The 21,690-nt window shown below is 73.1% G+C and carries 13 protein-coding genes; 7 read left to right on the top strand and 6 right to left on the bottom strand.

Features of this window, described 5'->3' with window-relative positions:
• Positions 1–217: 217 nt before the first annotated feature.
• Positions 218–682: a carboxymuconolactone decarboxylase family protein gene (locus tag ABD841_RS08770; RefSeq protein WP_344969609.1), complete on the bottom strand. Its 465-nt coding sequence runs from the start codon at positions 680–682 to the stop codon at positions 218–220.
• Positions 679–1,566, bottom strand: coding sequence for an RNA polymerase sigma factor SigJ (sigJ, locus tag ABD841_RS08765; protein ID WP_344969608.1), 888 nt, complete (start codon positions 1,564–1,566; stop codon positions 679–681). Before sigJ ends, ABD841_RS08770 begins: the two co-directional genes overlap by 4 nt.
• Positions 1,567–1,641: 75 nt before the next feature.
• On the opposite strand from sigJ, the gene ABD841_RS08760 reads away from it, so the two are divergent.
• The 4 genes from ABD841_RS08760 (at position 1,642) to ABD841_RS08745 (ending at position 7,556) form a co-directional block, all read left to right on the top strand.
• On the top strand, positions 1,642–5,181 hold the full coding sequence (locus ABD841_RS08760) for a protein kinase domain-containing protein (RefSeq protein WP_344969607.1): 3,540 nt from the start codon (positions 1,642–1,644) through the stop codon (positions 5,179–5,181).
• A 37-nt stretch (positions 5,182–5,218) separates the two neighbouring features.
• Entirely contained in the window at positions 5,219–6,592 is a 1,374-nt protein-coding gene (locus ABD841_RS08755; protein ID WP_344969605.1) for a serine/threonine-protein kinase, read from the top strand.
• Positions 6,593–6,836: 244 nt separating this feature from the next.
• A complete protein-coding gene (locus ABD841_RS08750) occupies positions 6,837–7,082 on the top strand; it encodes a hypothetical protein (RefSeq protein ID WP_344969603.1) in 246 nt (81 codons plus the stop codon).
• 90 nt (positions 7,083–7,172) lie between these two features.
• Positions 7,173–7,556 carry an FAD-dependent oxidoreductase gene (locus tag ABD841_RS08745; RefSeq protein WP_344969602.1) on the top strand — a complete coding sequence of 128 codons (384 nt, stop codon included), beginning with the start codon at positions 7,173–7,175 and terminating at the stop codon, positions 7,554–7,556.
• Between the two features lie 250 nt (positions 7,557–7,806).
• Here ABD841_RS08745 and ABD841_RS08740 read toward each other — a convergent pair whose 3' ends face one another.
• From ABD841_RS08740 to ABD841_RS08725, 4 genes are all read right to left on the bottom strand, one after another.
• Complete coding sequence (locus tag ABD841_RS08740; RefSeq protein WP_344969600.1) at positions 7,807–8,391, bottom strand: HD domain-containing protein; 585 nt, start codon at positions 8,389–8,391, stop codon at positions 7,807–7,809.
• 238 nt (positions 8,392–8,629) lie between these two features.
• Complete coding sequence (locus ABD841_RS08735; protein ID WP_344969598.1) at positions 8,630–12,427, bottom strand: alpha-L-arabinofuranosidase C-terminal domain-containing protein; 3,798 nt, start codon at positions 12,425–12,427, stop codon at positions 8,630–8,632.
• 277 nt (positions 12,428–12,704) lie between these two features.
• Complete coding sequence (locus ABD841_RS08730; RefSeq protein ID WP_344969597.1) at positions 12,705–13,514, bottom strand: DoxX family protein; 810 nt, start codon at positions 13,512–13,514, stop codon at positions 12,705–12,707.
• Between the two features lie 189 nt (positions 13,515–13,703).
• Positions 13,704–15,296, bottom strand: a complete 1,593-nt coding sequence (locus ABD841_RS08725; protein WP_344969595.1) for an MFS transporter — start codon at positions 15,294–15,296, stop codon at positions 13,704–13,706.
• Positions 15,297–15,689: 393 nt separating this feature from the next.
• Between ABD841_RS08725 and ABD841_RS08720 the strand changes: the two genes are divergently transcribed.
• The 3 genes from ABD841_RS08720 to ABD841_RS08710 all read left to right on the top strand — a co-directional run bounded on the left by ABD841_RS08720 (position 15,690) and on the right by ABD841_RS08710 (position 21,688).
• Complete coding sequence (locus ABD841_RS08720) at positions 15,690–17,615, top strand: tetratricopeptide repeat protein (protein ID WP_344969594.1); 1,926 nt, start codon at positions 15,690–15,692, stop codon at positions 17,613–17,615.
• A gap of 402 nt (positions 17,616–18,017) precedes the next feature.
• Positions 18,018–20,381 carry an AAA family ATPase gene (locus ABD841_RS08715; protein ID WP_344969592.1) on the top strand — a complete coding sequence of 788 codons (2,364 nt, stop codon included), beginning with the start codon at positions 18,018–18,020 and terminating at the stop codon, positions 20,379–20,381.
• A 323-nt stretch (positions 20,382–20,704) separates the two neighbouring features.
• Positions 20,705–21,688, top strand: coding sequence for an ABC transporter permease (locus ABD841_RS08710; protein ID WP_344969590.1), 984 nt, complete (start codon positions 20,705–20,707; stop codon positions 21,686–21,688).
• Positions 21,689–21,690 lie beyond the last annotated feature (2 nt).

Raw genomic sequence — 21,690 nt, 5'->3', positions numbered from 1 at the left:
AGGGAAGCGAACGACCCGCCGGAGACCGCAGGTCCAACTCGGCAGGACGGGCGGGACGGCGTGGGCTCTGCTGGCTGATCCTGATGCGTCGCATTTCTGCCCCCTTTCCTTGAGCTCACTGTGCTCCGCCTCGCTTGACAGCCGGTTGTCGGACGCTTGCAGGCCGGCCCGCGCGGACCTCCGCGCGGGCCGGCCCGGCCCTCACCGCCTCCGCGTATCAACCCTTCTGCTGACGGAGGGAACCCGGAACCATACGCGTGGTGACCCCGATCCGGTTCCACGCGTTGATCGTCGAGATCGCGACCACCAGCGCGGCCAGCGTCTCCGGCTCGTAGTGCGCGGCTGCCTCCTCCCAGACGTGGTCCGGCACGGCCTCCCCGCGGTCGGCGAGCCGGGTGGCCTCCTCGGCCAGGGCGAGCGCCGCCCGCTCGGCGTCGGTGAAGAACGGCGCCTCCCGCCAGACCGTCACCGCGAACAGGCGCTCGTCACTCTCCCCGGCCTCCTTCAGGTCATGACTGTGCAGGTCCACGCAGAAGGCGCAGCCGTTGATCTGGCTGACCCGCAGCTTCACCAGCTCCTTCGTGATGTGCGGCAGCTTGCTGCCGGCCAGGAACTTCTCCAGCCCCAGCATCGCCCGGTACGCCTCGGGGGCGAGCTGGGCCACGTTGATGCGCTCTTTCATCGGACACTCCTCAGTTTCTCCGGGTTCACCACGACGTTGATCTCGGTGATCCGGCCGGCGGAGACGGACAGCCCGTAGACGCCGCCGACCGCGCCGTCGTCCCGCGACCACAGCAGCCCGGCCAGGCCGTTGACCGTGGCGGGGACCAGCCGCCCGCCGCCGCCGAACCGCTCGGCGACCCCCACCAGGAAGCGGGCCACCCGTGTCGCGCCGTGGACGGGCCGCCGCGCCGCCCGTACCACCCCGCCGCCGTCGCTGCGCAGCACCACGTCGGGGTCGAGCAGCGCGAGCAGGGCGTCGACGTCCCGGCCCTGGGCGGCCCGGGTGAACGCCTCGACCACCCTGCGGTGCTCGGCCGCGTCCACCTCGAACCGCGGCGCCCGCGCCGCGACGCGCTTGCGGGCGCGGGCGGCGAGCTGGCTGCAGGCGGCGGGGGTGCGCCCCACCGCCTGCGCCACCTCCTCGAACGGCAGCCCGAACACGTCGTGCAGCACGAACGCGGTGCGCTCGGCAGGGCTCAGCGACTCCAGGACGACCAGCATCGCCAGGTTCATCGACTCGTCCAGCGTCACCCGGTCGGCCGGGTCGCCCCCGGTCACCACCGGCTCGGGCAGCCACGGCCCGACGTACTCCTCGCGACGCACGCGCGCCGAACGCAGCACGTCCAGCGCCAGCCTCGATACTGTGACCACCAGCCAGCCCGTGACGTCCTCGATCGCCGAACGGTCCGCCCTGCCCAGCCGGAACCAGGCATCCTGGACGACGTCCTCGGCCTCGTCGAGGCTGCCCAGCAGGCCGTAGGCCACGCCCACGAGCCGGGGCCGGATGGCGCCGAACTCGGCTGCGAGATCTTCATCGCTGTTCACGTAAGGAGGACGAGACATGGCCCGAGTGTGTGACATCCCCCGAACCCCGCCGTCCTCCGGTGCGTCCAACATGCCGTCGAACGGAGTGTGAGGTTGAGCACTGGACTGATCGATGGGGATCCGCAGCGGCTGGGCGGCTACTGGCTGTCCGGGCGGCTGGGTGCGGGCGGCCAGGGTGTGGTCTACGAGGCGTACGACGCCGAGGGCCGGCGGGTGGCGGTGAAGGTGCTGCACGGCGACGCGGCGACCGACCCCGAGCTGCGCGACCGGTTCGGCCGCGAGGCCGCCGCCGCCCGCCGCGTCGCCTCCTTCTGCATCGCGGGCGTGCTGGACGCCGACCTGGACGGGCCCAGGCCGTACATCGTCTCCGAGTACGTGGAGGGCCCCAGCCTGCGCAGGGCCGTCACCGAGGGGCGCCGTTTCACCGGGGGCGACCTGCACCGCCTGGCGACCGCGGTGGCCACCGCGCTGACCGCCATCCACGAGGCCGGGGTGGTCCACCGCGATCTGAAGCCCGACAACGTGCTCCTGGGGCCCGACGGCCCGCGCGTGATCGACTTCGGTGTCGCCCGGACCGAGGACATGTCGCTGACCGCGACCGGCATGGTGGCCGGCACCCCCACCTACATGGCCCCGGAGATCTTCATGGGCGAGCGGGCGACCTCGGCCGTGGACATCTTCGCCTGGGGCGGGATCATGGTCTTCGCCGCGACCGGGGCCGACCCGTTCCGGGCGGAGAGCCTGGGCGGGATCATGCACCGGGTGCTGTCCGTCCAGCCGCAGCTGGACATGCTGCCCGAGCACCTGCGGCCGTTCGTCGCCGCCTCGCTCGCCAAGGACCCCGAGGCCAGGCCCACGGCCAGGGACCTGCTGCTCGCCCTGGTCAGCGGGGACGGCGGCATCGACACCCCGCGGCTGCTGGCGGCCGGCAGCGACGCCGGGTCCCGCGTCCGCGCCGCCTCCGCCGATCCCGCGCTGGGCACCCTCGCCGAGGACGCCTACGCCGCGCTCGGCCCGGACGAGCGCGAGCTGGCTCCCGAGGTCTTCCTGCGGCTGGTCACGGTGACCGACGACGGCGAGCTGGTCATGCGGCGCGCGCAGTGGGCCGAGTTCCTCGACGGCCGCCGGGAGAACGAGACGGCCGCCGTCCGGCGCCTGTTCCAGGTCTTCGCGTACCTGGTCGCCCATGACGACCGGGAGGTCTGGCTCTCGCGGCCCGCGCTGCCGCAGGCGTGGCCGCGGCTGCGCGCCTGGGTCCGGGCCAACCGGGACGGCCTGGCCGTCCACCGGTCCATCCTCACCGCCGCGCGGCGCTGGCAGGCGCAGGGCCGCAGGGACGGCGACCTGTTCCAGGGCAGCAGCCTGGAGCACGCCATGCGGTGGGCGGCCACCGGCCGCCGCAACATCACGCTCAGCCCGGTCGAGCGCGACTTCCTGGAGGCGGGCGCCGCCCTCACCCGGCGCCGTGCCCGCCGCGGCCGGCTGCTCTCCGCCACGCTGGCCGTGCTGCTGGTGGCCGCGCTGCTCGCCGGGACGTTCGCGGTGCAGCAGAGCAGGGTGGCCGAGGCGCGCAACGCCACCATCGCCTCCCAGCGGGACCAAGCGGCGGCCGGCCGGCTCGCCGCGACCGCCGACACGTTGCGGATCTCCGAGCCGGTCACGGCCATGCTGCTCAGCGTCGCCGCCTGGCGGCTGGCCCCGGTGACCGAGGCCAGGGCGAGCCTGACCGGGTCGCTGACCCAACGGGAGACGGCGACCTTCCACGATCCGGCCGCCGGGATACAGATTCTCCGGGCGCTCAGCCGCGACGGGCGCACGCTCGTCAGCGCGAGCGACGGCCAGGCGCGCGTCTGGGACGTGCGGACCGGCAAGCGCGTCGGCGGCTTCGGCGGTCTCGGCGACGACCTGCGCTCGGTCGCGCTGAGCCCGAGCGGCAAGCTCCTCGCGGTGATCGCCGACACGGAGCTGAAGGTTTGGGACGTGTCGACGGGCAAGCCCACCGGCGACGTCCTCACCGTCCAGGGGCGCAACTCGGGCGGCGACACCGAGGCGTTCTTCGGCCAGTCGGAGGACTGGCTCATGGTCACCCAGGGGCAGAGCCTCACGGTCTGGAACCTCACCACCGGCACGACCCGGTTCCCGTCCGTCGCGGGCTCCCACTTCGACGTCTCGGCCGACGGGCGTGCCCTCGCCGTCGGTGACCTGGAGGGGGATCCGGTCGCCTACACCCTGGACGACATGCGCAAGACCCCGCTGGGCGCCCGCTGCGGCAGCTGCGGGCTGCGCGTCGCCTACAGCCCGGACAGCAAGACCGTCGTGGTCGCGCGCGGCAGGAAACTGGAGCTGCGCGACGCCGTCACCGGGGCGAACCTCGGCCGCACCTTCGAGGAGGCCCCCGTCGAGGACCTCGTCTTCAGCCCCGACGGGCTCTTCCTGGCCTCGGCGACCGACACGGCCCTGCGGGTCTGGCGGGTCGCGGACGGCCGGATCCTGCTCACCCAGAAGATCGACGCGTTCCTGCCCGTCGTGGCCTTCGACCCGGACGGGCGCACACTGCGCTACCTGACCGAGGATTCGGTGACGACCCTCGACATCACCACGCTGACCATGCCGGTCACCCTGAAGGGGCCCGGCACCCGCTGGGCGCAGCTCAGCCCCGACGGGCGCCTGCTGGCCTCCCGGGAAGCCGGGGCGGACGAGGTCGTGATCCGGGACGTGCGGCGGCGCACCCGCCTGGCCTCCCTGGACACCGGTCCCGGTGGTGCCGACTACTACTTCGACATGGCCTTCAGCGCCGACGGCCGCCAGCTGGTGGTCAACGGCGGCGTGGAGAGCTCCCGGCTGACCGTCTGGGACCTCTCCACCTTCAAGCAGGTCACCGCCGTCGCCACCCGCCGCGAGGGCACGACGACCGCCGCGGGGATCAGCCCCGACGGCACCGCGCTGGCCACCTACACCCTCTACCACGACGTCGACGTCGAACCCGGCGGGGAGATCCACGTCTGGGACGTGCCCAGCGGCCGGCTGCGCTGGTCCCGGCCCCAGGACCCCGTCGAGGCGCTGGTCTTCAGCCCGGACGGCAGGTCCATCGCGGTCGCCGGAGGAGAGCACCGGCTGCTGGACGCCTCCACCGGGGAACCGTTCGGCGACACCTACGGCTCGCCCACCGTCAGCATCCCGACCGTCGCGATCGCCTTCAGCAAGGACGGTGCCCGCTTCGCCACCGTCGACCAGGTCGGACGGATGTCCGTCTTCGAGACGGGCGACAGGACCCGGGTGGGCTCCCTCATCCGGGGCGGGATGACCACCAAGCCCGGCCTGGCCTACTCGCCCCGCGGCGACGTGATCGCCGCCGCCGTCGGCGACCGGTCGGTGGCCCTGTGGGACGTCGCGACCGGGCAGCGCCTCGGCCCGGCGATCGCGACCCAGACCGGTGACTTCCGGTCCCTGGCCTTCAGCGCCGACGGGTCCCGGCTGGTCGTCGTGGACTCGGCCGGCACCCTGACGGAGTATCCGATCCAGCCGGAGGTGATCGCCCGGGCGGTCTGTGAGCGTGCGGGCCGTACCCTGTCGCGGCAGGAGTGGCGCACCTACCTGAACGACCTTCCGTATCGCAACGTTTGTCCTGGTTAAAAACAACCTTTTCTCGCAGATCCGCATCCAACACCGCATGAGAGTGGTGGAGGTACTGATCGAGGGCGATCCGTGGCGGCTGGGTCCGTACCGGCTCGCCGGCCGCCTGGGGACAGGCCGGCGGGGCGTGGTCTACGAGGCCTACGACGCCGCCGGGCGGCGGGTGGCGCTGAAGACATTGCACGGTGACCTGTGGCGCGGCCCGGCGAGGGTGCCGCTCTCCGGCGACCCGGTGCTACGCGAGCGGTGCCGCCGGGAGGTCGCCGCCGCCCGTCGCGTCCCGCCCGCCTGCACGGCGGGCGTGCTCGACGCCGACTTCGGGGGACCCCGGCCGTACATCGTCAGCGAGTACGTGCCGGGGCCCAGCCTGCGCCGGGCCGACCGGACCTTCCGGGGCGACGACCTGCGCCACCTGGCCACCGCCGTGGTCACCGCGCTGGCCGCGATCCACGGCGCGGGCGTGGTCCACCGCGACCTCACGCCGGACACCGTGCTGCTCGGGCCCGACGGTCCCCGGGTGACCGGGTTCGGGATGGCGTCCGTCCTGGCGGCGGTACCGGTCTCGCCGCGTTTCAGAGCCGGCACCGCCGCCTACACGGCACCCGAGGTGTTCACCGGGGAGCCGGGGGACGCCGCGGCCGACGTGTTCGCCTGGGGTGCGGTCGTGCTCTACGCCGCGACCGGCGAGGACGCGTTCGCGGCGCCGAGCCTGGGCGCCGTCATGCACCGCGTCCTGTCCGTCGACCCCGACCTGAGCCCGCTCCCCGGCCCGCTCCGCTCCCTGGTCTCCGCCGCGCTGGCCAAGGACCCCCACGCCCGGCCCACCGCCCGCGACCTGCTGAGCACCCTGCTCGCGGGGGACGCGGAACCCCGGCTTCCGGGGGACGGGCCGGGCGGGGCGCCCGCCGCGGACGCACTGCCCGCGGGGGACGCGGAGCGCCGGCTTCCGGGGGACGGGCCGGGCGGGGCGCCAGGCGTGGACACCCTGCTCGCCGCGGGCGGCGACGTGGCGGCGCGGCTGCGCACGCCGTGCGACGACCCCGGGCTGGGCGCCGTGGCCGAGGAGGCCTACGCGGCGCTCGACCCGGCCGGGCGCGAACTCGCGTCCCGGGTGTTCCTCCGGCTCGTCACCCTGGCCGCCGACGGCGGGTTCGCGCTCCGGCGGGCCAGGATCCCCGAGGACCGGATCGTCGAGGCGTTCGGCCCCCTGATCGTCCGGCGGGGAGACGAGGTGGGCCTGGCCCATCCGGCGCTCCCGTACGCCTGGCCGAGGCTGGGCCGGTGGATCGAGGACAACCGCCACCTCCTCGTGGCACGCGGGCCGCGCCGCCGGCCGATCCCGTTCACCCTGGCCGCCGTGGCGGTGTCCGCCCTGCTGGCCGCTGTGATCGTCTTCGCGGTGCTGTCCTGAGCGGGTTCCGCCGCTCTCGCGCTTCCGGCCACGGGCGGCTGCCCGTGGCCGGTGGCCGGAGCGGGTGACCGCCCGCCGGGTGGTGGCCGCCGCCCGGAAACTGGCGAGCCTTACGGTTGCGGAGAAAGGACCGTGGGAGACTACTGAAAGGACCTAATCGTCCTTTCACAGGTCAGGGTAGTGAACAACCCCCCTGGCGGGCCGGGGGCCGGCCCGCCGACACCGACGTCCTTCGGGGGAGAACATGGCTCAGTGTGAGGTCTGCGGCAACGACTACGACATGAGCTTCGAGGTGCACGCCCAGGGGAAGGTGCACGTCTTCGACAGCTTCGAGTGCGCCATCCAGCTGATGGCGCCGATCTGCGAGCACTGCGGGGTCCGGATCGTCGGGCACGGCGTCGAGGCCGACCGGCGTTGGTACTGCTGTGCGCACTGCGCCCGCCAGGAGGGTGCGAACGCGATCGTGGACCGGGTCGGGATGAGCGTGTGAGACACCGGTAACAAGACGGAACGCGAACCGCCGGCACCCGGACCGGCACGCATCCGGCCGGGAACGCCCCCGGCGTTCAGACCGGGCCTCATGTGGGATTTTCACGTCCTTGTTCTGGGTTCTGGGCCGGGCGGGCGGAAGGCCGCGATCGCCGCGGCGAAACTCGAACGGCGCGCCGCGCTCGTCGAGCGGCGCAACATGATCGGTGGGGTGCGCATCAACACCGGCACCATCCCCTCCAAGACGCTGCGCGAGGCCGTTCTCCACCTGACCGGCCTCAACCGGCGCGGTAGGTACGGCCAGAGCTACCGGGTCAAGGACGAGATCACCGCGACCGGCCTGGGGATCCGCACCCAGCACGTGATCGGCCGGGAGATCGACGTGATCCGCGGCCAGTTCGCGCAACCACGTGGCGGTGCTCAACGGGACGGGGCACTCCGTCGTCGTACAAGGTCGCCGTCCTGGACGCGATGAACAGGCTCCGCCGCGTGGCCCGCTTCGAGGTGTGAGCGCCGCAGAGCCCCGGGCGGTGGCCGCCGGCCGGTCCCGGACGCGCGCGGCGACGTGCGGTTCCGGACAGGTGCGGTGCCCCGCGGGTCCGCCGGGGTCCGCGCCCGGGACGCCGCGGCCGGACGCGTGCGGGCGCGTCCGGCTCGGGCACCGGGGACGTGGACGGCTCGCTCACCGGAGCCCGGAGCGTGTGGCGCCTGCCCTGCCTGCCCCGTCAGTCTTCCCGGTCGCCGTTGAGGACGCGGGCCACCCATTCCAGCGAGCCCGTGTGGAGCACCTCGTCCGCGAGGCGCTTGGCGGACGGGGTCCGCAGCGCGGCCAGGGAGCTGTCGATCCACGGCTGGACGTTCTGATGGCCCTGCTCGCGGTACTCGACGGCCTGGATCAGGCACTCCAGCTTGTCGGCGTCGCGGGCGCAGACGGCTTCGAGGCTCGCCTTCTCCTCGTACTCGCCGACCGCGCCGCTCACCATCTCCGCCACGCGCTCCGGCAGGTCGCGCACCTGCTCGGCGGTGACCTCCTCGTTCGGGGCCGGCTTCAGATAGAGCTTGCCAAGGTAGGGAATGTCGGTGATCCGCGTCTCCTGGGTGTCGTGGAACAGGCTCATGAAGGCCGCCCGTTCGGGATTGCCGCCCTCCAGGGCCGCGATCACGCTCGCGATGATCGCCGTCCGGAACGAGTGATCGGCGATGCTCTCCGGATCCCGGACCCCCGCGATCAGCCAGCCCGTGCGCTTGTACCGCTTGAGCAGGCCGATCTCGTACAGCAGGCCCGTAAGTCCGGCCAGTTCCTCCGCCACGGAAGCCCCCTATCTTCAGTGGATCATGCGCAGAGCGTAGATGACGGCTCCCGCCGGGACCGCGACGACACGGTGGTCTCGTCCGGCCCGGACGGCGGCCTCCCGGGATCGCCGGTCGCCCGCGCACCGTACCGGGTCCGCGCCGGCCGGGGCCGGGCGGTCCGGTCCGTTCTCCTTACCCGACGGGAGCGGAAAAGAAACGATCACACCGCCCGCGGCCCCGATCAGGCCGCCGGGCTCACCCGGGCTTGACCACCACCGTCACGGTGGTGCTGCTCCCGGCGAAGGAACGGTCCCCGGCGTACGAGACCGTGAGGGTGTGGCGACCGGCCGGCAGCTCGCCGACGGCGACCTCGGCCCGGCCCCGGCGGTCCAGGGTGCCCTCCCCGAGGGCGACGCCGTCGGCCAGGACGCTCACCAGGCCCGATGGCCCGGCCCCGGGGCGCTTCCCGGCCCCGTCGACCTCGGCGCGCACCGTGATCTTCTCGCCGGGCTCCGCCTGCGACGGCGACGCCTTGGCGGTGACGGTGGTCCTGGCCCGCTCCTCGGTGCCGAGCCGGACGAAGGTCACCGAGTGCGCCGGGAAGTCGTAGGCGAACGACGGCCCGAAGCCGGTCAGGGACCGTTCGACCGGCGCGACCTTGTCGGGCTCGCCGAGCGAGTTGACGTCCGTCAGGGCCCCCGAGGTGAGGGAGGTGACGGTGGCCTTGCCGGAGACGCCGGTCCCGCCCAGGTCGACCGTGGTGCGCACGGTCTCGGGCCGGGCGTTGACGACCTTCAGCACGACGTCCCCGGTGCCGTCGTCCCGGGTGACCACCTGGTAGAGCGGCGCGACGCGGCCGGAGACGTCGGTGAACTCGTTGACCTTCCGGCCGTCCAGCCAGGTGGTGATCTTCCGCCCGCTCACCTGGATCTTGATGCGGTAGTCGCGGCCGGTCTCGATCGTCGTGGCGCTCGTCGCGATGCTGGACTTGGCACCGCCCGTCGCCTTCTCCACCGCCGACTGGGTGTTGTTCCAGCCGCCCAGGTTCCACCAGTAGTAGTCGCCGGTGCCCTTGACGCCGAACATCACCAGGAAGCCCTCGGAGCCGCCGATCTTGCGGGCGGTGGCCTCCAGCGTGTAGTTCGACCAGTCGGCCGAGCCCGCCGTCGACCGGGCGTCCTCGACGGTGGCCGACTGGACGTAGGCGCCGTCCTCGACCTTCCAGGTGCCCGCCGCCCCCGGCGTCCACCTGCCCGCGCCGGCCGAGAAGTCGTCGCCGAACAGGACGTTCCCGGAGGCGTCGGTCACCTTGACGTCGTCGTAGCGGACCTGGGTGTTCCACGAGCCGAGGCCGATGCCGCCCGTGATGTCCGCCACCGGCGACGCGTCCCCGTCGTAGGTACTGGGCAGCACGGTGTCGCCCACGTTCCGGGAGAACATCCGCTGGACGTGGTAGCTGGGGGAGCCGTAGAGCTGGTCGTTGTCGAACCAGATCAGGTCGGGGCTCCAGTCGACGTAGTCGACGTTGGCGAGCAGCGGCGCGTACGAGGCGAGCTCGACGACGTCGGAGTTGCGCTCGACGCCGGTCAGGTAGGCGGCCTCGGTGAGCGCGTTGTAGAAGGTGTTGCCCCGCGAGGCGTACTCGCCGACGAACACCTTCGGCCCGTTGCGGTCGTAGGAGTCGTAACGCCGGTCGTTGGCCAGGAACCAGTCGGGGTTGTTGTAGTAGTGCTCGTCGACCAGGTCGGCGCCCTGCTGCCGGGAGAACTCCCACATGCGGTCGAACCAGGCGCCCTGCGAGGTCTGCCCCGAGTTGCTGATGATCTTGATGTCCGGGTACTTCGCCCGGATCGCCGAGGCGAACTTCGGATAGTTGGTGAAGAACTCCTCGTAGATCTCCTCGTTGCCGAGGCCGATGTAGTCGAGCCCGAACGGCTTCGGGTGGCCCAGCGCGGCACGCCTGGCGCCCCAGGTCGTCTTCACGTCGCCGTTGGCGAACTCGATGAGATCGAGGGTGTCCTGCACCCAGCGGGCCAGCTTGGTCCCGTCGGTCAGCGGCCGGTTCTCGCCGCAGCCGTTGACGCCGACCGAGACCACGGGCAGCGGCTCGGCCCCCAGGTCCTCGGCGAACTGGAAGTACTCGTAGTACCCGATGCCGTACGACTGGTTGTAGCCCCAGAAGTTGAAGTTGGTCGGCCGCTCCTCGACCGGGCCGATGGTCTCCTTCCACTGGTAGATGCGGCGCCGGTCCTGCTTGTCGGAGTACGGGTCGTAGGTGCCGACGTTGGTGACGCAGCCGCCGGGGAAGCGCAGGAACCGCGGCTTCAGCTCGGCGATCGTCTCCGCGAGGTCCTTGCGCATGCCGTTCTCACGGCCCTTGAACGTGTCACGCGGGAACAGCGAGATCATGTCCATGGACACGCGGCCGGTGCCGCCCGCCAGCACGGCCAGGCGCCCGGCGTCGGTCGTCTCACGCGCGGTGATCGTGGCGGTGTACTTCGCCCAGGAGTTCGAGGCGATCTTCACGCGCGCGCCGCCGTACACGGTCGTGCCGTCGGCGCTCTCCACCGAGACGGTCACCGGGGCGCCGTGGCTCTCGGTGCGCCGCGCCCAGAAGGAGAAGTCATACTTCTTCCCCTTCTTCAGGGGGATGCCGCGGTTGAAGCCGTCGTTGCGGACGCCCACGCCCGCCGCCTCGCCGGTACCCGCCGAGGTGATCTCGATCGCCAGGTGGTTGCGGTTGTTCTCGTTGAGCGGCTCCGTCCCGCTCACGGCGATCGTCCCCGTGGCGCCCCCGCGCTCGGCCTTGCTCCAGGCGGTCAGGCCGGTGTAGCTCCGGTTGTCCGTCGCGTCGAACTCGAAGGACCGGTTCTCCACGAGTTCGGCGTAGAGCCCGCCGTCGGCGGCGTGGTTGATGTCCTCGTAGAACACGCCGTACAGGTTCTCGCTGACCTTGGTGCCCGCGGCGCGGGTGTCGACCTTGAGCGTGCCGTCGTCCGCGGCGTAGCGCTCGACGCGGAAGCGCGCGGCCTCGCCCGGCGCCGTGGCGGTGACGGCCAGCACGCCGTCGCGGACCGTCGCGTACCGCTCACCCGAGGCGAGGCGGACCTTGCCGCCCCCGGCGTCCAGGAGCCGGAAGACCTCGTCCCCGGAGCCCGCGGCACCCACCCGCAGGGTGCCGTCCCCGGTCACATGCAGGTAGCCGCCGGAGGCGTCCTTGAGGGCGACACCCTCGCCGCGCCTCTCCGCGGTCACCGCCAGGCTCGTCGCAACCACGGGCGCGGTCCGCACCACGCCGCCCTTGCCGGTCGTGAGGTACGGGTCCCCGGCCGCGGGCCGCAGCGTGAAGCGTCCCTCGGGAACGACCGCCTCGCCCTTCGCGGCGCGCACGGCGACGTAGTCGAAGTCGGCCGTGACGGATGTGCCGTTCTGCGCGGACAGGGCGAACAGGCCGACCTGCTTGACGTCGATGTCCGCGCTGACCTGGGAGGCCTGCACCCACGCCGAGCCGTCCCAGTAGGAGGAGGTGAAGGTGTCGCCGGTCCTGGCGAGCTTGAGGATCTCACCCGTGGAACCGGTCCGGGCCGCGAACTTCGCGGTGAACGCGGCCCCGACCTCGGTGTCCGTCTCGATGACGACACCCCCGGACGACCCGACGTGCGCCAGCCCGGCCCGGACGTAGTTGTCCCAGTCCTGCCAGGCCAGGATGCCCGCGCTCTGGAAGTCGAGCGCGACGGGCGCGGTGACCTTCGTGACCACCTCGAAGTCGCCGGTGGGGATGTCGGTCATGAAGAGGTTCTTGGCGGTGTTGGTGTTCTGCCAGGTGTCACCGGTCAGGGAACGGACGCGGAGCGTGCCGGGCCGCTCGGTCAGCGACCAGTGCTCCGCGTCCTGGGCCAGGACCTCCCAGCCCGGACCCAGGGTGTCGCGGTCGAACTGCTCGACCGTCGCGCCAGGTGGTATCGGATCGCCGTCCGCGGCCAGCGCGGGCTGCCCGGCGAGCAGGCTCGCGACCAGGGTCGCCGCCATGAGCAGCGGCCAGTGTCGTCTCACGGGGGGCCTCCAATGTTAACGCTAACAATTTGAGGGAGGGTGAGGCGGTGATGTGCGAGGAAGAGGGTGAACCGAGGTGGTGGGGGGCGTGTGAGCGGTCGGGGGGGCGTGTGAGCGCTAACAGGTCGAATCGAGGAAAAGTTAAGAGGGCGTTCGGTGTCCCGTCAAGACCGGAAGCTCCCGCACGCCGCCGCGGCATACCGGGCGGTCCTGCCACCGCGTCGTACGGGCGGACCGCGCCTGGTGGAACCGCGCAATCCGGCGTAGGGCGGATCGTCTAGCTCTGGGGCGGATTGTCTTTCTTGCCCGCCACAAGGGTGTCACTCGTCTTGCCGGGCTTCGGGACGGCGGCCCGCGCGGGGGCCGCGCCGCGGCGGGTACGGGCCTCGGGACGGAGGACGGGCGGGAACTCCGCGGTGTCGACGGTGCTCTCCGGATTCAGGGCGCCCTCTGGGTTCTTCGAGGCCGTCGAGGTCTCCGGGGCGTCCGAGGTGCCCGGCGTCCTCGGAGTGGCAGGTGGCTTCGGGGATCCCCCCGTGGACGGTGGGGCGGGACGCGCGGGTTTCTCCGCGCCGGCGGTCCTCCCGGGGGCGGGCGGCGCGGTGGTCTCCGGCTCGCGGAGCGCGGCGATGACGTCGTCGGCCTCGGCCTCGGCGGCGAAGTCCTCGGCGGCCTCGGCCTCGCGGCGCTTGATCACCACCATGTGGTCGACCGACAGGCGGCCGGCGCCGCCGACCGCGAGCAGGATGGAGGCCGCGCCGAGCGCCACGATCAGCTTGACGTCGCCCCCGGTCAGCGGCAGGCCCGCCTCGCCGCTGGCCACGACGAACACGGCGAGCGCCTCGGCGAACAGCAGCAGCCCGCACACGGGGACGGCGAACCCGGCCACCAGCAGCGCTCCACCGATCAGCTCCGTCAGCATCGTGACGGCGGCCCACACACCGGGAGCGGGGGCCTCCAGCGCGGCGAACTGCCCGGCGGTGGCGGTCAGGCCCGCTTCGAGCTTGTGCCAGCCGTTGGCGAAGAAGATCCCGCCCACACCCAGCCTCGCGGCCAGGGAGGAAAGATCATGAAGGGTTCGTCGCACGGTTCCTCATTCTGATGAGATCCCCCGTTTTTTACCCACGCTCGACCGATAGATGACCGAACGCGGACCGCCCAAACCTTCCACGGTGGGTGGCCGGAGCGCTTCCCCCGGCCGTCAGGCGGGGCGGTGGGCCGGTGTCAGGCGGGGTGGCGGACCACCCGGCTCCGGGCCGTTTCACGGCCGGGAGGGTCACCTCTCGCGGAGGGCGGCCTCCGCCGCGTTCTCGTGCGGCGAGCCGCCCCCGTCGGGGCCGGACCGGCGGGGGACCAGCAGGGCCACGGCCGCCGCGGTGGCGCCGAGCAGGAACACGCTGACCAGGATGGTCGAGTGCAGACCGCTGACGAACGCCACCCGGGCCGCCTCCAGCAGGGCTCTCCCGGCAGGTCCGCCGACCTCCTGGGCGGCGTGCGCGGCGCCGGCGAGGGACTGGCGGGCCTGCGTCATCTCCGCGGCCGGGACTCCCCGGACCGGGGCCAGCGCGGGCGCGTACACGACCGCGGTGATCGTGCCGAGCACCGCGACCCCGAGCCCGGCGCCGAGCTCGTAGGAGGTCTCCTCGATCGCGGCGGCGCCGCCCGCGCGGGACTCGGGGACGGAGGACATGATCGTGTCGGAGGCGGCCAGCAGGGTCACCTGGATGCCGAAACCGATCCCGATGAAGCACAGGGCCAGCGCCACGGGGTGGCACTCGGTGCCCCAGGTCAGGGTGGGGGCCAGTGACAGGGCGGTCAGCGCCAGGCCGCCCGACATCGTGGCCCGCAGCCCGAACCGGCGCAGCAGCCGCGCGCCGGCCAGACCGCCCGCTACCGCGGCGACCATCAGCGGCAGCATGCGCACCGCGGCCTGGAGCGGACTGTCACCGAGCACCAGCTGCAGGTACTGGGCCAGCATGAGCTCCAGCCCGACCAGGGAGAAGACCGTCAGCAGCACGCCGCCGACCCCGGCGCAGAACGCCCGCCGCCGGAACAGGCCGAGGTCGAGCAGGGGGAAGGCCAGCCGCCGCTGCCTGCGGACGAACCAGGCGAGCAGCCCGGCCCCGCACAGCAGCACGACCGCTCCGCCGGGGTGCCCGGACCCCGCCTCTTTCAGGCCGAAGGCCACACCCAGAATCCCGAGGACGGACAGCAGCGCGCTCGGGGCGTCCCACGGGTGGACGGCGCGCTCGCGGCAGTCGGGCAGGATCCCGGCCCCGGCGGGCAGCAGGACCAGCAGGATGGGGATGTTGACCAGGAAGACGGCGCCCCACCAGGCGTGCTCGACGAGCAGCCCGCCGACGATCGGCCCGACCGCCGCGCCGGCCGCCGCCACCGCGCTCCACACTCCCAGCGCGAACGCGCGTTCCCGCCGGTCGGTGAAGACCTGCCGGATGATGGACAGGGTGGCCGGCATGATCATCGCTCCGCCGACGCCCAGGAACGCGCGTGCGACGATCAACGCCGAGGGCGAGGGGGCAAACGCGGCCGCCGCCGAGGCGGCGCCGAACACCAGGTAACCGGCCAGGACCAGGCGTTTTCGCCCGTAGCGGTCGCCGAGCGTGCCGAAGGTCAGCAGCAGCGGGGCGACCACCAGCGAGTAGACGTCGATGATCCACAGAAGCTCCACCGACGACGGTTCGAGCGCCGCGGTCAGCGCGGGCACCGCGATGTGCAGCACCGTGGCGTCCACCGTGATCAGCAGCAGGCTGAAGCAGAGGAGGGCCAGGATCGACCACCGGCCGGCCCCGTACGCCCGCGGATCGTCTTCGGCACGCCTGGCTCCGGCCGCGACACCGACAGTGATCATAAGAGCTCAGAAATCTCCGGCCTGGACGGACATGCGTCGCAGCTTAGGCGAAGTCCGGCACCGGATGGGCCCGCATGGGGCGATTCGCCCGATCCGGCATGCGAACCCCGCGATCTCGCGCGCGACCTCTCTAGAGAGATACAGCCCTATACCGCCGTCTAGGCAAAACGGTGACCTCACACCCACCATTGCGGTCGTGGGGAGTCAGCGCGAGGCCCGTGAGCCACGGTGGTGAGCGGGCCCGACGGGCCGGGTCCCGGGTGGATCCCGCCCCGGCACGACTCGGGCGGTCCCGCGCGATCCGCGCGCGGATCCGGCGATTCCCGGGAGCTTCCGCGGAGGTATGACGACCCCCGGGAGTCCCGGCACGACTCGGGCGGCCCTCGGCGGCCTGTGCGGGGAGGTGGCGACTCCCCGGGGTCTCCCCGTGACCCGGGCGGCCTCGGCAGGCCCTCCCGGGGTCCGGACGGCTCCGAGGATCCCCCGCATGATCCCGGCGGTCCCCGGTACTGGTGCGCCGTCGCCGCCGCCCGGCTCGGGGACGGTCAGCCGGAGGCCGCGCTGGAGGCCGCCCGCAGGGCGGTGGACCTCGATCCGCGGGCCGAGATCGGGGCCGACTGGGGGTACCGCCTGGCCAGCCTCGCCTTCGAACGGCTCGGCCGTGACGCCGAGGCCGTGGCGGCCGCCGAGGAGGCCGTGCGGCTGGCGCCGGGGTCGTGGGCCGCGCGGATGCGCCTGGGGACGGCCCTGCGCCGGGTGCCGGGACGCTGGCGCGAGTCACGGGCCCAGGCGGCCAGGGCCGTCCGCTACGCGCCCGAGGAGCCCGATCCGCATGTCCTCGTCGGGGACCTCGCGCTGCTGCGCGGCGAGTACCGGCACGCGGAGGCCGCCTACCGCGACGCGCTGCGCCGCACGCCGGACCATCCCGGTGCCAGGATCAACCTCGGCCTGGTCGCGCTGCGCTGGAGGCGCCCGCGCGGCCACCACGACCCCGCCTGGCCGGTCGACCCCCGCGAGACGGGCCGGACCAGACACGCCCTGGAGGCGTGGTCCCGGCAGACCCGCGTCCTGCTCGCCGCGGCGCTGGTCGCGGTCTGCGCGGCGGCCTTCGGGGCCGGCCTGGCCGCCGAGGCGAGGATCGGCGGGGGGCTGGCGCTCGTCGCCGTCCTGGTGATCACCCTGAGGCAGTCGCACCGGGTCAGGCTCTGGCCGTACGTGCCCGGCATGTTCACCCGAGACCTGTGGCTCGCCGTGTCGGTGTCGGTCAGCCTGGTCTCCGTGGCCGCGTATGTCGCGGCGATCGCGACCCTGCCCCCGGCGTTCCCGTCGCTCGCCCCCGGCCCGGTGCCCGGCCCGCCGGGCGGGGTCTGGGCGGCCCTCGCCGGGTCGGTGCTCTTCAACGGCGTCGCCGTGCTCGTGCTGCGGGTGCTGGCCGAGGCCTGGTGCGGGCGGCCGGTCAGGGCGCTGGGCCATTTCGCCGCCGTCCGCGGCGACCGCACGGCCCGGCGCGACACCGACGTCACGCTCTGGCTGGTGGCGGGCCGGGCCTGGTCGGTGCCCGCGGTGGCCGCGTGCGCCGCCCTCGTCCTGGACGACCGGCGCTGGGCCGTGGCCGCGCTGGCCACGCCGTTCGCCCTCGGCTGGGTGTTCGCCCGTCTCCGCGGACTGGACGGGGCGGTCCCCATGGCCGTCGAGGCGCTGGCCGCGGATCGCGGGCTGGCCGTGGCGCTCGCCCTGCCGGTCGCGTCGGCGCTCCTGCTCGGCGCGGCGGCCGTTCTCTCCGCGTCCGGGATCGGTTCGTCCGCCGGTGAGTGGGCCTGGCGGGCCGGAACCGTGCTGCCGGCCGTGCCGGTGGGGGTGTTCGCGGTCAGGTCGGTACGGGCCTGGTGGCGGGGCGCTCCGGGACCGTGGCGCGCGTCTCTCGTCATGTGCGAGAGCTGCGGGGACCGCCTGCCGGGCGACGCGGGACCGCCGGTGGGGCTCAGCGGCGAGGTACGCGCGGCCTTCACCCACGGGCGGGGAGTGGTCCTCGCCTACGCCGACCCCACCGGGCCGCGCGCGCTGGCCGTCGGCGCCGTCAGCTCGGTCGCTCCGAACGGCGAGCTACGTCTGATCGCCGCCTCCGACGCCTGGGCGGCCGTCGAGCGGGACCCGAGGGTGGCGGTGTTCGTCGCCGACCCGAGGGGCCGCCGTTTCTGGGCCGAGGTTCGCGGCATCGCCGTCGGCGACACCGAGGCCGACCTGCTGCGGATCACCCCCAAGGAGGTCGTGGTCGGCGACTACCCCGGTCGCCACCAGGGCCGCTCCCGCCGCCGCTGAACCGCCGCTGAACCGCCTCCGGACCGCCCGGAAGCTCCTGAAGCGTCATACACCGCTCCGGGTGGTCTCGCTCTGCGCCGTCCTGCTCCGATCTTCCTGCTCTGATCGGTCTCGTTCTGCGCCGGTCCGGTGCCCGGTGAGGGCTTTCCGGGACGGCCTTGCCCGGCGGTGACATTCCCCTGCCGGGCCGGTCGGCCGCCCCGGCGGAGGGCAGAGGTCGCGGTGCCGGGAAGCGCCCGGCGGGCGGCGGAACGCCGGACCGGAGGTTGCTGCCTGGATGGTGACGTTCATCCATCTCTTCCATATATCGGATCATGGTCGCGCAACGGCGTGGCGCGGCGCTCAGGCACGCGCAATCGACTTCCCGGTGCGGTATAACCGGGGGCGGACCGGGGAGGCGTGATGCGGGAATCCGGCAGGGCCCGGCCGGCGGGGCGCGCGGCGGCACGGGATCTGTTCGAGCAGGTGCGACTGGGCTACTTCCGGCTCTCTCCGCCCCTGCGCAGGCTGATCTACGTCGGGGTGCTGATCGCAGCGGTCGTGCTGGCGTTCGGCGCGGGCTGGTCGCCCCTCGCCACGTTCTTCGTCACCCTGACGCTTCTCTCCTTCGCGGCGCTGACCCTGCGCTTCCCCCGGGCCGCCGCCACCGTGCTGGTGGTGTTCACCTGGCTCGCGGCGCTCACACTCCTGCGGAACGGGTACGGCTGGAGTTCGCCGATCATCACCGCGCTGATGGTCCTCGGCCCCCTGGCCGGCGTGGCCGCGCATCTCATCCGCTGGGTCCCCCCGTGGTCGACCACCGCCATGGCACTGGCGCCCGCGGGCCTGGCGGCCGCCGTGCTCGGCGCGCTCTTCGCCGCGTCGGCGCCGGCCGTCGCCATCTGGGTCGCGTACGCCGCGGCCGCCGCCGTGCTCGTCCACCGCTTCCTCCAGGCGCGCCGGGTGCGGGCCGCGGTGGTCGCGGGGGAGCAGCAGCAGGCCGGGCACCGGGTCCGCGAGGGCGGGCACGCGTCCCCGGCCCCGGGCTCCGGCGAGCGCGCCGGGCCGCCGCCGATCTCGGTGGAGGAGGCGCTCGGCGAGCTGGACGCCATGATCGGCCTGGTCCCGGTGAAGGAGCAGGTCCGCTCGATCGCCGCCTCGATCGAGGCGGCCAGGCTGCGCAGGGAGGCGGGGTACGCCACCGAGCCGCCCATGCGCCACTTCGTCTTCGTCGGCCCGCCCGGCACCGGCAAGACCAGCGTCGCCAGGACCGTCGCGAAGATCTTCTACGCGTTCGGTCTGCTGGAGACCCCCTACGTGGTGGAGGCCCAGCGGGCCGACCTGGTGGGAGAGTTCCTCGGGGCGACCGCGATCAAGACGAACGAGCTGATCGACCGGGCGCTCGGCGGGGTGCTGTTCGTCGACGAGGCGTACAGCCTGATCAACTCCGGCGACGGCCAGCCCGACCGCTTCGGCGCGGAGGCCGTGCAGACGCTGCTCAAGCGCGCCGAGGACGACCGCGACCGGCTGATCATCATCCTGGCCGGATACGAGAAGGAGATGGGCGCCTTCCTGACCTCCAACCCCGGCCTGTCCAGCCGCTTCTCCACCCGGGTGCGCTTCCCCAGCTACGCTCCGGGGGAGCTGCTGGAGATCACCGAGCTGCTGCAGTCGCGGCGCGGCGACCGGATGACCGGTGGCGCCAGGTCCGCGCTGCTGGCCAGGTTCGACGACGTCCACCGGCGCGCGCTGGTCGACGAGCTGGGCAACGCCCGGTTCGTCCGCAGCCTGGTGGAGGCGGCCGCCCAGGCCAGGGACGTCCGGGTGGTCGGGGCGGGCGGCTCGCCCACCACGGAGGACCTGGTGACCACGGTCGAGCACGACGTCGTCAAGGCGTTCGACGAGCTCACCGCCCGATACCGGGGTTACCAGGAGACCCCGTCCCTGGAGGAGGCGCTCGCCGACCTGGACCGGATGGCCGGCCTGGAGCCCGTCAAACGGCAGGTCCACGCGATCGCCGCGCAACTGCGGGTGGCCAAGATGCGGCAGGAGCGCGGTCTGCCCACCCCGCCGCAGATGCGGCATTTCATCTTCGCCGGACCGCCGGGCACCGGCAAGACCACCGTGGCCCGCATCCTGGGCCGCATCTTCGCCGCGCTGGGCCTGCTCGCCCAGCCCGACGTGGTGGAGGCCCAGCGCGCCGACCTGGTCGGCCAGCACCTCGGGGCGACCGCGATCAAGACGAACGAGCTCGTCGACCGGGCGCTCGGCGGGGTGCTGTTCGTCGACGAGGCGTACAGTCTGATCAACTCCGGTTACTCGGGTGGCGACGCCTTCGGTACCGAGGCCGTGCAGACGCTGCTCAAGCGCGCCGAGGACGACCGCGACCGGCTGGTGATCATCCTTGCCGGGTACGAACGGGAGATGGACGCCTTCCTGGCCTCCAACCCCGGCCTGGGCAGCCGGTTCAACCAGCGGGTGCTGTTCCCCTCCTACGCTCCGCACGAGCTCGCCGAGATCGCGGTGCTGCTCGCCGAGGGCTCGGGCGACCGGTTCGACGACGCCGCCCGGCGTGACCTGACCGAGGTCTTCACCTGGGTGTGCCAGGAAGGCCTGATCGACGGCCTCGGCAACGGCCGCTTCGCGCGCTCGCTGTTCGAGCGCGCCGCCATGCGCAGGGACGTCCGCCTGGCCGCCCAGAGCGGCGCGACCGCCACCGCCGACGACCTGACGACCATCACGAGCGCCGACCTGCGCGCCGCGGTGGACGAGCTCGCCGGGGCCTGAGACCTGCGGGGTTCCGGGCCCGCCGGGCGTGGAGCCGTCGGCGGGCGGGGCCCACCCGGACGCGTGAGGGCCCGTTCGCGGGGGTGCGTTCTCCGGTGTGAGGGTCTGTTCGCGGGGGTGCGTTCCCCGGTGTGAGGGTCTGTTCGCGGGGGCGCGTTCCCCGGCGCGCGGGGCTCGTCCGCGGGCGGTGACACGGATCGGATCCGGCGGGCGTCGCCTCTTGCCCCAGATCTCGTATTCCGATCCGGTACTCTATGCAGCCGACCGGTGTCTTTCTGTAGCAGGATGGCCATCGGCGGCAGGAGGCTGCCGGAGGAGGGACGATGGCGGGGTTCCTTGCCCGCAGGCTGCTGAACTACCTGGTTCTGATCATCGTGGCGACGAGCATGGCCTACATGCTGGCGGCCGTCGCGCTCAACCCGCGCGCCAACTACGAGGGCCGCAACCCCCCGATCCCACCGGCGGTCATCGACGCGCGCCTGACCGAGCTCAACCTCAACGACCGCATCCCGCTGCTGGAGCGCTACCTGACCTGGGCCTGCGGCGTCGCCCGCGGTGACTTCGGCAAGACCGTGACCGGCGGCTCGGTCGGTGAGGACCTCGGGCGGCGGATCGGCGTCACACTGCGGCTGATCACGATCGGGCTGGTCCTGGGCAGCGTCACGGGCGTGCTCGTCGGAGCCTGCGCCGCGGTCCGGCAGTACGGGGTGTTCGACCGGCTCACGACCGCCGCCTCCTTCGCCGTCCTCGCGGTGCCCACGGTGGTGCTGGCCAACATCCTGATCATCGGCGCGGTCTGGTTCAACGGGCTGGTCGGCGCGCAGATCTTCCTCGTCAGCGGCGAGGCGACCCCCGGCCTCACGGGCGGCCCGGTCCGCCACGCGGTCGACCGGCTCCAGCACCTGGTGCTGCCCACGCTGTCGCTCTCGCTCGGCCTGGTCGCCGTCTACAGCCGCTACCAGCGCAACATGATGCTCGACGTGCTCGGCGCCGACTTCGTCCGCACGGCCATGGCCAAGGGTCTGCGCCGCCGCACCGCGCTCGCCCGGCACGCGCTGCGCACCGCGCTCATCCCCGTGGTCACCTACTTCGCCTTCACCTTCGGCATGCTCCTGGTGGGCACCACCTTCACCGAGAAGATCTTCGGTTGGCACGGCATGGGCGAGCAGCTCGTCGACTCCGTCTCCACCAACGACGTCAACACCGTCGCGGCGATCAGCTGCCTGGCCGCGCTGGCGGTGCTGGCGGCCTCGCTGGCCTTCGACGTGCTGCACGCCGTCCTCGACCCGCGCGTCCGGGTGGGGTGATC

The sequence above is a fragment of the Streptosporangium fragile genome (assembly GCF_039534445.1).
Classification (GTDB): domain Bacteria; phylum Actinomycetota; class Actinomycetes; order Streptosporangiales; family Streptosporangiaceae; genus Streptosporangium; species Streptosporangium fragile.
The sequence above is the reverse complement of the archived record's forward strand: the minus strand, read 5'-3'. Positions and strand labels throughout refer to the sequence as shown.